Raw genomic sequence first — 13,924 nt, 5'->3', positions numbered from 1 at the left:
GGATGGATCTGTGAGCGAAGCCGTCACTCCCCAAGAGACTTCACCAACATCGTCCAGCCCGGCCGCCGCGCCGGCCCCGCGCAAGGGCGGTACGGGCATCGCGCTGCTGGCCTTGCTGGTCGGCGCCGCCGGCCTTGCCGCCGGTGGCTGGGGCGTCTGGCAGGTCCAGCAGCTCAAGGGCGCCGAGCAGCAGCGCGCCGCGCAACTGGAAGATGCCCGCGCCCAGGCGCAGGGCGTGCAGAATGCCAACGCCGACTTGAACAAGCGCCTGGACACCCTGCCCAACGCCGATGAACTTGAAGCCCGCCGCCGTCTGGTGGTGGAGCTGCAGGGCGACCAGCAGCAGCTGGCCAAGCAGGTCAAGCAGGTGCTGGGGCAGAGTCGTCAGCAATGGCGTCTGGCCGAATCCGAACATCTGCTGCGCCTGGCCGCGTTGCGTCTCTCCGCGCTGCAGGACATCGACAGCGCTACCGAACTGGTCCAGGGCGCGGACGATATCCTTCGTGTGAACAATGATCCGGGCGCCTTCGCAGCGCGTGCGCAGCTGGCCAAGAGCCTCGAGGCGCTGCGCGCGCTGCCCCGTCCTGACCGTACCGGGTTGTTCCTGCAACTGGGCGCGCTGCGGGACCAGGCTGCGCAGCTGCAGCCGCTGAACCCGGCGTTCAAACCCTCCGAGGGCGGCACTGGGCCAAGCACCGCCTGGGGCGATGGCAGCAGTACCTGGGACCAGTGGTGGGAGCGCATCTCGCGCTACGTACGCATCGATTTCAATGCTGGGCAGGACATCCGTCCGCTGCTCTCCGGCCAGCAACTGGACCGTGTCCGCCTGGCCCTGAGCCTCGCCCTGGAGCAGGCCCAGTGGGCTGCGCTGAACGGCAAGCAGGACGTCTACGAACAGGCGCTGAAGCAGGCCAAGCAGATCGTCGCTGACTTCTTCAACGCCGACCTGGCTGACAGCCGTGCGCTGGTCGCGCGCCTGGATGAGCTGGGCGGCCAGGCTGTCACCGTGCAGACGCCGGACCTCGGCCCGGCCCTGAGTTCGCTGCAGGCTTACCTGTCGCGCCGCGAAAGCGCGGTGCAGCAGCAGGAGGCGGTGGCGCCCGACGCGGGGACCCAGCCATGAGTCGTCTCTACGTCCTGATCCTTGCCGTGGTCCTGGCGGCCACCCTGGTCGGGCTGGCCGTCGCCGAGCAGTCCGGCTATGTCCTGATCGCCTACAAGAGCTTCCGCTACGAATCCAGCCTGTGGACCTTCCTTGCCCTGCTGGTGGTGCTCTGGGTGGTCTACCTCGCCGTGCGTCTGGTGCTGCGCCTGCTCGGCGTCTCCGGCCGCGTGGTGAATCCCTGGTCGCGCTTCAACCGTCGCCGCCGCTCGCAACTGGCCGAGGAACACGGCCAGCGCGATCTCGCCGAAGGACACTGGGCGCAGGCGCTGCGTCATCTGCGACGTGCCGCCGAGCTGAGCGACCGCCCGCTGCCGCACTACCTGGGCGCTGCCCGCGCGGCCAACGAGCTGGGCAAGACCGAGGAATGCGACGAACTGCTGGACCGCGCCCAGGAGCGCGAGCCCGGTTCCGAACTGGCGGTGGGCCTGACCCGTGCGCAATTGCTGATCAACCGTGGTGACTTCACCCGTGCCCGCGTGGTGCTGGACAAGCTGCACCAGGATCACCCACGTCATCCAACTGTGTTGCGGCTGCTCCAGCAACTCTACGTCAGCCTTCACGAATGGCAGGCACTGTGCGTGCTGCTGCCTGAGCTGCGCAAGGAGCGCGTGCTGCAGAACGCCGAGCTGGCGGATCTGGAGCGGCGCACCTGGATGGCCGCATTGGGGGAGGCCGGCGAGCAAGGCATCGGCCAGGGCGAAAGCAGCCTGCAGCCGTTGACCCAGCGCTGGCAGAACGTGCCCTCCAACCTTCGCGCGCAGCCGCCGCTGGTGGTTGCCTACGCCGAGCAGTTGCTGCGCCTGGGCGCGCCGGAAGAGGCTGAGGAAGTGCTGCGCAAGGCGCTCAAGGAAGGCTACGACAGCCGTCTGGTGCACCTCTATGGCCGCGCCCGTGGCCGCGATGGCGCGCACCAGCTCAAGACCGCCGAAGGTTGGCTGAAGCAGCATGGCGACGATCCTGAACTGTTGCTGACCCTCGGCCGCCTGAGCCTGCAGAACAAGTTGTGGGGTAAGGCGCGCGAGTACCTGGAGGCCAGTCTGGCCCGCCAGCGCAATGCGGAAACCTGCGCCGAACTGGCGCGCCTGCTGGCGCAGCTGGGTGAAGTCGAGCGCAGCAACCAGCTGTTCCAGGAAGGCCTTGGCCTGCTGGCTCCGCCGGTTGCGCTGCCGGTTGCGACGCGCGCCTGATCCTGTCGATGCAAGTGAACACGGCGCCCTTGGGCGCCGTGTTCGTTTTCAGGGTTTACCGTAGCGGATGCGGTAGATCGCGCCGTTCTGGTCGTCACTGACCAGCAGCGAGCCGTCCGGGGCCACCAGCACGTCTGCCGGCCTTCCGTTGACCCCGCCATCCTTGTCGAGCCAGCCTTCGGCGAACACACTCTGGCGCTTCAGCGTGCCGTCCTCGTTGAGCTCGATGCGCGCCACGCGGTAGCCGATCTTCTGCGTACGGTTCCACGAGCCGTGCTCGGCGATGAACAGGTTGTTGCGGTACTCGGCAGGGAACTGCTCACCGGTGTAGAAGCGCAGTCCCAGCGCGGCGACGTGCGGGCCCAGCTTGGCGACTGGCGCGGTGAATGCGGAGCAGGGTTTCCTGCCTTCCTCGGGATCGGCGATGTCGCCCTGGTGGCAGTCGGGATAGCCGAAGTCCTCGCCCACCGTGCTGACCTTGTTCAGTTCATCGTCGGGCTTGTCGTCGCCGAGCATGTCGCGCCCGTTGTCGGTGAACCACAGTTGCTTCGTCTGCGGATGCCAGGTGAAGCCGACGGTGTTGCGGATGCCGTAGGCGACCACCTCCCGCGCGCTGCCGTCGGCGTTCATGCGCTGCAGGTTGGCGTATTGCTCACGGTCCGGGCGGCAGATGTTGCACGGTGCGCCGACCGGTACATAGAGCTTGTCGTCCGGGCCGAAGGCGATGAATTTCCAGCCATGTGCGATCTCCTTCGGAAACTGCGCCGGCAGTTCCTCGGCCTTGGGAGGTGCGTCAAGGTGCGCCTCGATGTCGCGCAGCACGACGATACGGTTGATCGACGACACGTACAGGTCGCCCTTGTGAAAGGTCACGCCAACGGGCATCTGCAGGCCATCGGCGAGCGCCTTTACCTGGCCATCCGGCTTCACCGCGTAGACCTTGTCGGAGGAGCGACTGCCGACGAAAAGCGTGCCGTTTTCGCCCCAGGCCATGGCGCGCGCGCCCGGCACCTGGTCGGTGAGCAGGCTGATATGGAAGCCCTCAGGGAGTCGGATCTGGCTGAGGTCGGTGGCGGCAATGGCCGGCGCTGCTGTCAGGGAAAGCAGCGAGCAAAGCAGGAAATGACGACGCATGGCATGGATTCCCGGATGAGTGCCACGGCCAGTCTAGACACTCGCCTTGAACTGATCGCCGTGTTTCCACTACCGTAGCGGCCTTTCCTGCAACAGCGCTTTTCAGCGGAGCCGCCATGAACCTGGCCAGCCCTCGGTCCCTGTTCTTCCTCGCCTTCCTCGCCTGTGTCGCCATGCTTGGCACCGGCTTCTACCTGCAGTACATGGTCGGGCTGGAGCCCTGCCCGCTGTGCATCCTGCAGCGCATCTTCTTCGCGGGCTGCGGGCTGTTCTCGCTGATTGCCGCGCTGCACGGCCGCGCGCCGCGCGTGTATTCGCTGCTGATTCTGCTCTGTGCCCTGGGCGGTGCCGGCACTGCGGGCCGCCAGGTATGGCTGCAGACGTTGCCGCCGGACCAACTGCCGTCCTGTCTGCCGCCGCTGGAATACATGATGGAAAGCATGCCCTATGCCGACATCATCTGGACCATGTTCCACGGCTCGGCCGATTGCGCCGAAGTGTCCTGGACCCTGCTTGGCCTGAGCATTCCGGAGTGGAGTCTGCTGGCCTTCATCGGCTTCGCCCTGTTCGCCGTCGTGCAATTCTTCCGCCGCCGCGGCTGAGCGTCGCATCTCAATTCGCCATGGCCTGTGCCTCATCGGTGCAGGCCAGAGGCATCGCGGTCTATCGATTAAACGCTCGTATGAATTTTCCCGTTGCCGGTGTCTTGAAGGCGATAACGGGCGGGCATACTCTGGTTTTCCACTCCGTCGGAAAGCCGCCGCCGAACAAGCTTCACACATCGCGGACGTCGAGGTTCGACAGAATATTGTCCCGGGGCGGACTTTGCCGGGACGGCGAAAAGGGAAGTGAGGACAACATGCTCGAGAGCTGCCGTAATGCCCAGGAACGTTGGGGAGGCGTACACCAGCTGATCGACCGCTGGTTGCGGGATCGACATGAATTGGTCCGGGCATTCGATTCCCTGGACGGTGTCCAGGCGCCGAAGACCAATGCCGAGAATCTGCAGAGCTTCTGCCAGCTACTGCTCGACTACGTGTCGGCAGGCCACTTCGAAGTCTACGAACAGCTGATGAACGAGGCGCAGGCCTTCGGTGATACGCGAGGCCTGGAACTGGCCAAGCAGATCTACCCCCGCCTCGAAACCATCACCGCCAATGCGCTGAACTTCAACGACCGCTGCGACAACGGTGATTGCCGCGAAGGCACCTGCCTGACCAGCGAACTGAAAAGCCTGCGCCAGCAGCTGCACGAACGTTTCGAACTGGAAGACTGCCTGATCGAAGTCCTGCACAACGCCCACGAGCAGAAAGCCGTTACGGCCTGAGCGAAGGGGTGTCCGAAAACGGCGCGAGCGCTTGAAGCACTCGCGCCGTTTTCGTTTGCGTCGGGTTCGTGCGATTCATGCCAATTGCAGACGCTGTTAGCGATGTTTCGAGCCTCGCACTTTGCGCACACCACGCTGAAAAACTCGCGCCGTTCGGCAGCTCCCTCCTGTGTTTTCGCAGTCTTTTTCGGGGGATGAATCACGGCTGAAAATTGGCTGCAACGGCGACTGCGAGCACCTGTTCGCGAGTGCATTTCCACTGTGTCGTGATCGCGATTTTCGCGACGTGTTGGCGTGCCGCGAAAGCCTGCCAGTCCATCTTCGTCGGGACTGCTGCGCGTTACGCGGAAGGCTCTGCGACGGGCATCTTCGACATGTCCTGAAAATTTATTTTTCATCGTCAAACGCACGCGCCACGGGCGTTTGCGCGGCCAGGCCGATGGTGACAACGGAACCAAGTGCGTGAGGCAGCGTCATTGAGTGAGAGAAAAAACGCGCCTTCGCGCACTGCTGAAAACCTCTGAAGCCAATGCCTGCTGCGGCCTGCAGCACAATAGGGACATTGGCGAGAGGCCATCAGCGGGGCTAGTATGGGCGCAACCACGTCCGCCAGGAGGCACGTCATGTCGGCCAACAAGAAACCCGTCACTACCCCTCTGCACCTGCTGCACCAGTTGTCCAACAGTCTGATCGAACACCTCGAAGGTGCCTGCAAGCAGGCGCTCGTCGATTCCGAAAAGCTGCTCGCCAAGCTCGAGAAACAACGCGGCAAGGCTCAGGAGAAGCTGCACAACGCACGCACCAAGCTGCAGGACGCGACCAAGGCCGGCAAGGCGAAGGCGCAGGCCAAGGCCAAATCGAGCATCGCTGAGCTCGACGGTGTGCTGGATGTTCTGAAGACCCGCCAGACCGAAACCCGTGCCTACATCGCCAACCTCAAGCGCGATGTGCAGGAGAGCCTGAAGCTCGCCCAGGGCGTGACCAAGGTGAAGGAAGCCGCTGGCAAATCCCTCGCTACCCGCAAGCCGGCCGCTGCCGCTGCAAAACCGGTTGCCAAGGCTGCTGCCAAACCGGCTGCCAAGCCCGCCGCGAAGACCGCCGCCAAGCCTGCTGCGAAGCCGGCCGCCAAGGTCGCCGCTGCCAAACCTGCTGCTGCGAAAGTTGCTGCCAAGCCGGTTGCCAAACCTGCCGCAAAACCAGCTGCCAAGGCTGCTGCCAAACCTGCCGCCAAGACCGCTGCAAAGCCCGCAGCCAAGCCGGCTGCCAGGACCGCTGCTGCTAAACCTGCCGCTGCCAAGCCTGCTGCTAAACCGGCTGCGAAGCCCGCAGCGAAAGCCGCCGCCAAGCCGGCAGCCAAACCCGCAGCCAAGCCTGCTTCCGCCGCTAAGCCGGCAGCCAAACCTGCCGCAAAACCGGCTGCCAAGCCTGCTGCGAAAGCTGCTGCCAAGCCCGCGGCGAAGCCGGCCGCCAAGCCTGCTGCAGCGAAGCCCGCCGCTGTCGCGAAACCTGCCGCTGCCAAGCCTGCCGCTAAGCCCGCTGCCGCTGCCAAACCGGCTGCCAAGCCCGCCGCGAAACCGGCTGCCAAACCGGCCGTGAAAGCCGCTGCCAAGCCTGCCGCGAAACCGGCCGTCAAGCCTGCTGCCAAACCCGCTGCGGCCAAGCCTGCCGTCGCTGCCAAACCGGCCGCTCAGGCCGCCCCGAGCACACCGGCTGCCCAGCCGAGTGCGCCGGCCGCGACCCCGGCTGCCAGCGCCACTCCGGCACCGGCTGCTCCGGCCAGCAGCACCTCCTCCAGCGCTTCCTAAGGCTCAGGAGAGGCTCGCCGCGGTGCGCAGGGTTTCCCGCGCATCGCGGCGCAAGCCGCCTGCCTCAGCAGACACGGCCTCCAGCCAGCGCGCCAGATCCTTCGCTTCACCCCGTGGCCAATCCTTCGCCACCGTCTCCAGCCTCCCCAGCAACACCTTTTCCGCTTCCAGTTCGAGCTGCTTGATCCGTTCGCGCAGTGACGCCAGCTCCGCATCCTGCTTCGCCGATTCTCGCCAGCGCTGACGCAGCGAACGCAACGGCACGACCACCTCTTCGCGCCATCCCCGCGCCGTGCTTTCCAGCTCGCTCATTCGCGACGCCGCGAAGGCCACCCCCGTGCTGCCCAGCCAGGCCGCAGCGAGCAACAGGCAGATATCCGCACCGCCTTCCTGCAGGGCCAGGCAAGCCGGCTCAACCCCAGGCCGGGCGTAGAGTTTCAGTGCATACGACCAGACATCATCAGACATAGAGCACCCACAGCGATTGCCAGGCGAAGCTGATAAACTCCGCCGCCATGATTCGACTACAAAATCTTACGCTACAGCGTGGCCCCCAGCGCTTGCTGGAAGGTGCCGAACTCACCCTGCACGCCGGACAGAAAGTCGGCCTGATCGGCGCCAACGGCGCCGGCAAGTCGAGCCTGTTCGCCCTGCTGCGCGGCCAACTCGGCCAGGATGCCGGTGACTGCTACCTGCCCGCAGACTGGCGCATCGCGCACATGCGCCAGGAGGTCGATACTCTCGACCGCCTCGCCGTCGACTACGTGCTCGACGGCGACGTGCACCTGCGCAGGATCCAGGCGGACCTCGCTGCGGCGGAAGACGCCCATGACGGCACCGCCCTGGCGCGCCTGCACAGCGAGCTGGACAGCGCCGACGGATACACCGCCGATGCTCGCGCGCGCAAGCTGCTGGCCGGACTGGGCTTCACACCCGAGCAGATGGACCGCCGCGTCGGCGACTTCTCCGGTGGCTGGCGGATGCGCCTGAACCTGGCGCAGGCGCTGATGTGCCCGTCCGAACTGCTGCTGCTCGACGAACCGACCAACCACTTGGACCTTGATGCCATCCTCTGGCTGGAAGAGTGGCTCAAGGGTTACCCGGGCACGCTGCTGCTGATTTCCCACGACCGCGATTTCCTCGACGCGGTAGTGGACAACATCGCGCACCTCGAACAGCGCAAGCTGACGCTGTACCGCGGCGGCTACTCGGCCTTCGAGCGTACCCGCGCCGAACGCCTGGCCCAGCAGCAACAGGCGTACGAGAAGCAGCAGGCGCAACGCGCCCACATGGAAAAGTACATCGCCCGCTTCCGCGCCCAGGCTACCAAGGCCCGCCAGGCGCAGAGCCGGATCAAGGCGCTGGAACGCCTGGAAGAACTGGCGCCGGCCCACGTCGACTCGCCGTTCGACTTCGTCTTCCGCGAGTCTGACAAGATTTCCAGCCCGCTGCTCAACCTGTCCGAGGCCCGTCTGGGCTACGTCGACAAGAGTGGCGACAAGACCGTGCTGGAGAAGGTCAAGTTGCAGCTGGTGCCCGGTGCGCGCATCGGCCTGCTCGGCCCCAACGGCGCAGGCAAGTCGACACTGATCAAGACCCTCTCCGGCGACCTGTCGCTACTGTCCGGCGAGCTTGCCCGTGGCGAGAACCTCGCCATCGGCTACTTCGCCCAGCATCAGCTCGACTCGCTGGACCCCAAGGCCAGCCCGTTGCTGCACCTGGCGCGTATCGCTCCGGCCGAGCGCGAGCAGACCCTGCGCGACTTCCTCGGCGGCTTCGACTTCCGTGGCGAGCGCTGTGACGAACCGGTGCTGAATTTCTCCGGTGGCGAGAAGGCACGCCTGGCCCTGGCGCTGATCGCCTGGCAGAAGCCCAACCTGCTGCTGCTCGACGAACCGACCAACCACCTCGACCTGGAAATGCGCCTGGCGCTGACCCTGGCGCTGCAGGAGTTCTCCGGCGCCGTGGTGGTGGTGTCGCACGACCGTCACCTGCTCAAGAGCACCACCGATGAGTTCCTGCTGGTCGCCGACGGGCGCATCCAGGAGTTCGAAGGCGACCTCGACGACTACGCCCGCTGGCTGGTGGATTTCCGCGCGCGCCAGACGCCGTCTTCGCCCGCCGTTCCCGCTGGCGACAAGACCGACAAGCGCGCCCAGCGCCAGGCCGCCGCCGCCTTGCGCCAGCAGCTCGCCCCGCACAAGCGCGAGGCGGACAAGCTGGAGAAGGAACTGGGCAAAGTTCACGAACAGCTCGCCGAGCTGGAGCAGCGCCTGGGCGACAGCGCGCTATACGAGGCCTCGCGAAAGGACGAGCTGCGTGACCTGCTGGCCCGCCAGGCGACCCTGAAAGGGCGTGAAAGCGAGCTGGAAGAGTCCTGGTTGATGGCACTGGAAACCCTCGAAGAGCTGCAGCGCCAGCTCGAGGCCAGCGAGTGATGGACGACGTGAATCTGCTGGTGGCGTGGAGTGAACCGCTGCTGCGTGGCGGGCAGATCATTCTCGTCCTGCTGCTCGCGTGGCTGGTGCAGCGCGTGGTGACGCGCGCTGTCAGCCGCCTTGGCGAGCGCTACCCGATGCCGCCGGAGCTGTTGCTGCCGCTGCGAGGTGGCCTGCGCTGGTTGATCATGGGCTCGGCAGTGATGCTGGTGCTGGAGCGCCTGGGTGTCTCCGCCGATGTGCTGTGGGCTGCGCTGACCGGCTTCGCCGCCGTGGCCGCCGTGGCCTTCTTCGCGATCTGGAGCGTGCTGTCCAACCTGTTCTGCGCGCTGATGATCTTCACCATGGGCCCGTTCCGCCTGGGCGACCGCGTGGAAGTCATCGAGTCTGCGGACAAGCCCGGTGTGAAAGGCCGGGTCGTGGCGATCAACCTGCTGTACACCACCCTGGAGGAATCGGGCGAGGACGGCGCGCCGGGCGCATTGCTGCAGGTACCGAACAACCTGTTCTTCCAGAAGGCCATTCGCCGTTGGCGCGGGCCGAACTTCCCCACCACCACTCCCTGACCCCTAGCCCTGACGGACTCCCCCACTATGGAATGGCTTACTAGCCCTGAGATCTGGGTTGCCTTTCTGACCCTGACTGCCCTGGAAATCGTACTGGGCATCGACAACATCATCTTCATCTCGATCCTGGTCGGTCGCCTGCCACCTGCCCAGCAACCCAAGGCGCGCTTCTTCGGCCTGGCCCTGGCCATGGGCACGCGGATCCTTCTGCTGCTGTCGATCACCTGGGTGATGCGCCTGACCGCCGACCTGTTCACCGTGTTCGACCACGGCATCTCCGGACGCGACCTGATCCTGTTCTTCGGCGGCCTGTTCCTGCTGTTCAAGAGCACCATGGAAATCTTCCACAGCCTGGAAGGCGCCGAGGAAGGCGAGCAGAGCGGCGGCAAGTCCCGTGGCTTCATGGGCATCATCATCCAGATCGCGATCATCGACATCGTCTTCTCCCTGGACTCGGTAATCACCGCCGTGGGGCTGGTGCAGCATGTGCCGGTGATGGTCGCGGCCATCGTCATCTCGGTCGGCGTGATGATGCTCTCGGCCGGCACCATCAGTGCCTTCATCGAGAAGCACCCGTCGCTGAAGATGCTGGCGCTGTCCTTCCTCATCGTGGTCGGCACCGTGCTGATCGCCGAGGCTTTCGAGATCCACGTGCCCAAGGGCTACGTGTACTTCGCCATGGCCTTCTCGCTGGCGGTGGAGGCAATCAACATCCGCCTGCGCGGCGCCCTGGCACGCAAGCGCGGCGAGGAGCCGGTGAAGCTGCGCAAGGACATTCCGAGCTGATCGCTCTGTCGTGATATAGAAAGCCCGGCCCAGTGCCGGGCTTTTTGTTTTTCGTGGGAGCGAGCTTGCTCGCGAACAGAGTTTCCCGGCGACTCCGGAGTTATGGCGGTTCGCGAGCAAGCTCGCTCCTACAGGGCTCCCCCGACCTTCGTCGGCAATGCTGGGCGGCGCAGCCTGACTGAGGCACACTGAGCCTCCGTAACAATTTATTGCGCCTGCCTGGGCGCCATGAGGTCCGCCATGCTCGCCAGTACCTGGTTCGCCTTCTTCATCGCCTGCTGGGTGATCAGCCTGTCGCCCGGCGCCGGGGCCATCGCCTCGATGTCCTGCGGGCTGCAATACGGCTTCTGGCGCGGCTACTGGAATGCCCTGGGCCTGCAGATCGGCCTGGCGCTGCAGATCGCCATCGTCGCCGCCGGCGTCGGCGCACTGCTGTCGACGTCCGCCGTGGCGTTCAGCGCGATCAAATGGTTCGGCGTGGTCTACCTGGTCTATCTCGCGTACCGCCAGTGGACTGCTGCTCCGCAGGTCATGGCAGCCAGCGGCGAGCGTCCCATCGGCCGGCCGCTGACCCTGGTGCTGCGCGGCTTCCTGGTCAATGCCAGCAACCCCAAGGCGGTCATCTTCATGCTCGCGGTGCTGCCGCAGTTCGTCGACCCGCACCAGCCCATGGCGATCCAGTACGTGATCATGGGCGCCACCATGATTACCGTGGACCTGATCGTCATGGCCGGCTACACCGGTCTGGCCGCACGTGTGCTGCGCGCGCTGCGCTCGCAGCGCCAGCAACGGATCATGAATCGAACCTTCGCCACCTTGTTCGTGGGCGCCGCCGCGCTGCTCGCCACGGTCCGCCGCGCCCCGGTCTGAGGGCGTTTGCGGGCTTTTTGTCGGAGGGTCGGGGTGGCCTTGCGGTCACTCCGGGCGCAATTGCGCGGGACGTTCTCCTTGCATAGACGGAAACCTGAGGTGACAATTTAACCTCTTTCATTCTCATTTAACTTTCCGTATGCGCCCCTCCAAACTATTCGTCTGGCTGTTGCCGCTGGTCGGCCTTTTCAGCCTTGGAGCTCACGCCGACACGGCTGTCGACCCTGCTCAAGCCCTGCACCTGCTCAGTTATCTCGCCGCTGACTATCCCGCCACCGTCGCCGACGGCAAGGTGATCAACGACAGCGAGTACAAGGAGCAGCTGGAATTCGTCGGCAATCTCCATTCGCTGATCCTGACCCTGCCGGCACGCCCCGAACGAGCTGACCTGGAGAAGGACGCTGCCGGCCTCAAGCAGGCCATCGAGCAGCGTCAGCCGGGCAAGCAAGTGGCCCAGCAGGCCCGTCACCTGGAGGCGCGCGTCGCCGATATCTACCAGGTGGTGCAGACCCCCGCGATTACCCCGGATCCGGCCCGTGGCGCCGAGGTCTACGCCCAGCAGTGCTCGATCTGCCATGGCGATGCCGGCAAGGGAGACGGCCCGGCGGGCATCGGCCTGGAGCCGCCGCCGGCCAACCTGACCGACCGCGCGCGTCTGGACCAGCTGAGCCTGTATGACCTGCGCAACGTCATCGGCCTGGGCGTTGCCGGCACCGACATGCCGGCCTTCGCCGATCAGCTCGACGAGCGCCAGCGCTGGGACCTGGCTTCCTATGTGGCCAGCCTCAGCGCCGGTCAGGCCAAGCCCGATCCGGCCCACGCCTACCCGCTGGCAACCCTGTCGACCCAGACTCCGGCGGATGTCGCCGAACATGACGGCGAAGCCGCAGCCGAGAGCTTCCGTGCGCTGCGGGCTCATCCGCCGCTGGAGCACCGTGGCCCGGCGCAACAGATCGACTACACCTCCGCGACGCTGGACAAGAGCTTCGCCGTGTACCGTTCCGGTGACCACGACCAGGCCTACGACTTGTCCGTGGCGGCCTACCTGGAAGGCTTCGAGCTGGTGGAAAGCTCGCTGGACAACGTCGACGCCGACCTGCGCAAGGCCACCGAGAAGCAACTGATGGCCTACCGTCAGGCACTGCGTGATGGTCTGCCGGAAGCCGAAGTGGCGCAGCAGCTGGAACTGGCCAAGGCCAAGCTGGCGGACGCCGCCAAAGCCCTGAGCGGTGACTCGCTGAGCTTCTCCATCAGCTTCGTCTCGGCCCTGCTGATCCTCCTGCGCGAAGGCGTGGAAGCGATCCTGGTGCTCGCCGCGATCCTCGCCTTCCTGCGCAACACCGGGCAGGAGAAGGCCGTGCGTGGCGTCCATGTCGGCTGGGGCCTGGCCTTCGTCGCCGGTTTCGCCACCTGGGCGGTTGCGGCCTACGTCATCGACATCGGCGGCGCCCAGCGTGAGCTGATGGAAGGCTTCACCTCGCTGTTCGCCTGCGTGATGGTGCTCTGGCTCGGCGTGTGGATGCACGACCGTCGCCATGCTGCCGCCTGGCAGGACTACATCCGCAGCAGCCTGGTGGGCGGCGGTGGTCGCTTCGGCTTCGCGGTGCTGGCGTTCTTCTCGGTCTACCGCGAGCTGTTCGAGGTCATCCTGTTCTACGAGACCCTCTGGCTGCAGGCTGGCCCGGCCGGTCACAACGCGGTGATCGCCGGTGCGGGCACTGCGGTGGTGATCCTGATCGGTATCGCCTTCGTGATCCTGCGTGGCTCGGCGAAACTGCCGCTGAAGCTGTTCTTCACCGTCAACGCCGCGCTGCTCTGTGCCCTGTCGGTGGTCTTCGCTGGCCATGGCGTGGTCGCCCTGCAGGAAGCCGGCGTGATCGGCACCCGCCCGGTACCGTTCTTCGACTTCGACTGGCTCGGCATCAAGGCCGATGCCTACTCGTTGTCGGCCCAGGCGGTGGCGCTGGTGGCGGTGGCTGTGCTCTACGGACGCAGCTACTTCTCCGAGCGCCGCAAGGCCGCCGAGATCGCCTCGTCCTGAGGCGATAGCCAAGCGACATACGACGGCCAGTGCGATACTGGCCGTCGTGCTTTTCGAAGGAAGGTTTTCCCCCGATGCGTATCTGGATCGACGCCGACGCCTGCCCGCGTGCGGCCAAGGAGCTGGTGGCGAAGTTCGCCTTGAAGCGCAAGCTAGAGGTGGTGATGGTTGCTGGCCAGCCCGTGGCCAAGCCGCCGTTCGCCTGTGTCAGCCTGATCGTGGTGCCCAGCGGAATGGACGCTGCCGACGATTACCTGGTGGAGCAGGCCGAGCCCGGTGACCTGGTGATCTGCAGCGACGTGCCGCTGGCCGACCGACTGGTGAAGAAGGGCGTCGATGCGCTGGACCCGCGTGGCCGCGAGTTCGACGAGAAGAACATGGGCGAGCGCCTGGCCGTGCGCAACCTGTTCACCGACCTGCGCGAGCAGGGCCAGGTGGGTGGAGGGCAGGCGCCCTACGGCGACAAGGACCGCCAGGCCTTCGCCAACGGCCTGGACCGGTTGCTGACGCGCCTGCTGCGTGAGGCGGAGAGCCGCAAGGGCTGATCCGGCCTGAAACGAAAACGCCCGGCAATGCCGGGCGTTATTATTCCGGTGGGCTACATC

13 protein-coding genes are annotated in these 13,924 nt (G+C 65.7%); 11 read left to right on the top strand and 2 right to left on the bottom strand.

Annotation, left to right across the window (positions count from 1 at the left end; translation table 11 throughout):
- Positions 1 to 10 precede the first annotated feature (10 nt).
- The gene (locus FAS41_RS00635; RefSeq protein ID WP_138519794.1) at positions 11 to 1,123 is read left to right on the top strand and encodes a uroporphyrinogen-III C-methyltransferase; all 1,113 of its coding nucleotides are present in this window, start codon (positions 11 to 13) and stop codon (positions 1,121 to 1,123) included.
- Positions 1,120 to 2,352 carry a heme biosynthesis HemY N-terminal domain-containing protein gene (locus FAS41_RS00630; RefSeq protein WP_138519793.1) on the top strand — a complete coding sequence of 411 codons (1,233 nt, stop codon included), beginning with the start codon at positions 1,120 to 1,122 and terminating at the stop codon, positions 2,350 to 2,352. The genes FAS41_RS00635 and FAS41_RS00630 overlap by 4 nt, the downstream gene beginning before the upstream one ends.
- A 48-nt stretch (positions 2,353 to 2,400) precedes the next feature.
- Here FAS41_RS00630 and FAS41_RS00625 read toward each other — a convergent pair whose 3' ends face one another.
- Positions 2,401 to 3,486, bottom strand: a complete 1,086-nt coding sequence (locus FAS41_RS00625) for a PQQ-dependent sugar dehydrogenase (RefSeq protein ID WP_138519792.1) — start codon at positions 3,484 to 3,486, stop codon at positions 2,401 to 2,403.
- Positions 3,487 to 3,602: 116 nt separating this feature from the next.
- On the opposite strand from FAS41_RS00625, the gene FAS41_RS00620 reads away from it, so the two are divergent.
- The 3 genes from FAS41_RS00620 (at position 3,603) to FAS41_RS00610 (ending at position 6,618) form a co-directional block, all read left to right on the top strand.
- Positions 3,603 to 4,088 carry a disulfide bond formation protein B gene (locus FAS41_RS00620; RefSeq protein WP_138519791.1) on the top strand — a complete coding sequence of 162 codons (486 nt, stop codon included), beginning with the start codon at positions 3,603 to 3,605 and terminating at the stop codon, positions 4,086 to 4,088.
- Between the two features lie 257 nt (positions 4,089 to 4,345).
- Positions 4,346 to 4,813 carry a sigma D regulator gene (gene rsd, locus FAS41_RS00615; protein WP_138519790.1) on the top strand — a complete coding sequence of 156 codons (468 nt, stop codon included), beginning with the start codon at positions 4,346 to 4,348 and terminating at the stop codon, positions 4,811 to 4,813.
- Positions 4,814 to 5,436: 623 nt separating this feature from the next.
- Entirely contained in the window at positions 5,437 to 6,618 is a 1,182-nt protein-coding gene (locus tag FAS41_RS00610) for an AlgP family protein (RefSeq protein WP_138519789.1), read from the top strand.
- Between the two features lie 3 nt (positions 6,619 to 6,621).
- Here the strand turns inward: FAS41_RS00610 and FAS41_RS00605 are convergent, their stop codons facing one another.
- On the bottom strand, positions 6,622 to 7,086 hold the full coding sequence (locus FAS41_RS00605) for a TIGR02444 family protein (protein ID WP_138519788.1): 465 nt from the start codon (positions 7,084 to 7,086) through the stop codon (positions 6,622 to 6,624).
- A gap of 47 nt (positions 7,087 to 7,133) precedes the next feature.
- On the opposite strand from FAS41_RS00605, the gene FAS41_RS00600 reads away from it, so the two are divergent.
- From FAS41_RS00600 to FAS41_RS00575, 6 genes are all read left to right on the top strand, one after another.
- Positions 7,134 to 9,056: an ATP-binding cassette domain-containing protein gene (locus FAS41_RS00600; protein ID WP_138519787.1), complete on the top strand. Its 1,923-nt coding sequence runs from the start codon at positions 7,134 to 7,136 to the stop codon at positions 9,054 to 9,056.
- Positions 9,056 to 9,622: a mechanosensitive ion channel family protein gene (locus tag FAS41_RS00595; protein ID WP_138519786.1), complete on the top strand. Its 567-nt coding sequence runs from the start codon at positions 9,056 to 9,058 to the stop codon at positions 9,620 to 9,622. The genes FAS41_RS00600 and FAS41_RS00595 overlap by 1 nt, the downstream gene beginning before the upstream one ends.
- Before the next feature lie 27 nt (positions 9,623 to 9,649).
- On the top strand, positions 9,650 to 10,408 hold the full coding sequence (locus FAS41_RS00590; protein ID WP_138519785.1) for a TerC family protein: 759 nt from the start codon (positions 9,650 to 9,652) through the stop codon (positions 10,406 to 10,408).
- A 240-nt stretch (positions 10,409 to 10,648) separates the two neighbouring features.
- Entirely contained in the window at positions 10,649 to 11,278 is a 630-nt protein-coding gene (locus FAS41_RS00585) for a LysE family transporter (RefSeq protein WP_138519784.1), read from the top strand.
- 139 nt (positions 11,279 to 11,417) lie between these two features.
- Positions 11,418 to 13,319: a cytochrome c/FTR1 family iron permease gene (locus tag FAS41_RS00580; protein WP_138519783.1), complete on the top strand. Its 1,902-nt coding sequence runs from the start codon at positions 11,418 to 11,420 to the stop codon at positions 13,317 to 13,319.
- A 74-nt stretch (positions 13,320 to 13,393) separates the two neighbouring features.
- Positions 13,394 to 13,864: a YaiI/YqxD family protein gene (locus FAS41_RS00575; protein WP_081519504.1), complete on the top strand. Its 471-nt coding sequence runs from the start codon at positions 13,394 to 13,396 to the stop codon at positions 13,862 to 13,864.
- Positions 13,865 to 13,924: the final 60 nt, after the last annotated feature.

It is taken from the genome of Pseudomonas nicosulfuronedens, from assembly GCF_005877905.1.
GTDB classification, from domain to species: Bacteria; Pseudomonadota; Gammaproteobacteria; order Pseudomonadales; family Pseudomonadaceae; genus Pseudomonas; species Pseudomonas nicosulfuronedens.
Note: the sequence above shows the minus strand (reverse complement) of the source record. Positions and strands in the feature narration are given on the sequence as shown.

Bases quoted from the DNA above. Each gene is read 5' to 3' on its own strand.
- rsd (WP_138519790.1), top strand. From the start codon at position 4,346: ATGCTCGAGAGCTGCCGTAATGCCCAGGAACGTTGGGGAGGCGTACAC.
- FAS41_RS00595 (WP_138519786.1), top strand. From the start codon at position 9,056: ATGGACGACGTGAATCTGCTGGTGGCGTGGAGTGAACCGCTGCTGCGT.
- FAS41_RS00625 (WP_138519792.1), bottom strand. From the start codon at position 3,486: ATGCGTCGTCATTTCCTGCTTTGCTCGCTGCTTTCCCTGACAGCAGCG.
- FAS41_RS00580 (WP_138519783.1), top strand. From the start codon at position 11,418: ATGCGCCCCTCCAAACTATTCGTCTGGCTGTTGCCGCTGGTCGGCCTT.
- FAS41_RS00590 (WP_138519785.1), top strand. From the start codon at position 9,650: ATGGAATGGCTTACTAGCCCTGAGATCTGGGTTGCCTTTCTGACCCTG.
- FAS41_RS00610 (WP_138519789.1), top strand. From the start codon at position 5,437: ATGTCGGCCAACAAGAAACCCGTCACTACCCCTCTGCACCTGCTGCAC.
- FAS41_RS00585 (WP_138519784.1), top strand. From the start codon at position 10,649: ATGCTCGCCAGTACCTGGTTCGCCTTCTTCATCGCCTGCTGGGTGATC.
- FAS41_RS00620 (WP_138519791.1), top strand. From the start codon at position 3,603: ATGAACCTGGCCAGCCCTCGGTCCCTGTTCTTCCTCGCCTTCCTCGCC.
- FAS41_RS00575 (WP_081519504.1), top strand. From the start codon at position 13,394: ATGCGTATCTGGATCGACGCCGACGCCTGCCCGCGTGCGGCCAAGGAG.
- FAS41_RS00630 (WP_138519793.1), top strand. From the start codon at position 1,120: ATGAGTCGTCTCTACGTCCTGATCCTTGCCGTGGTCCTGGCGGCCACC.
- FAS41_RS00600 (WP_138519787.1), top strand. From the start codon at position 7,134: ATGATTCGACTACAAAATCTTACGCTACAGCGTGGCCCCCAGCGCTTG.
- FAS41_RS00605 (WP_138519788.1), bottom strand. From the start codon at position 7,086: ATGTCTGATGATGTCTGGTCGTATGCACTGAAACTCTACGCCCGGCCT.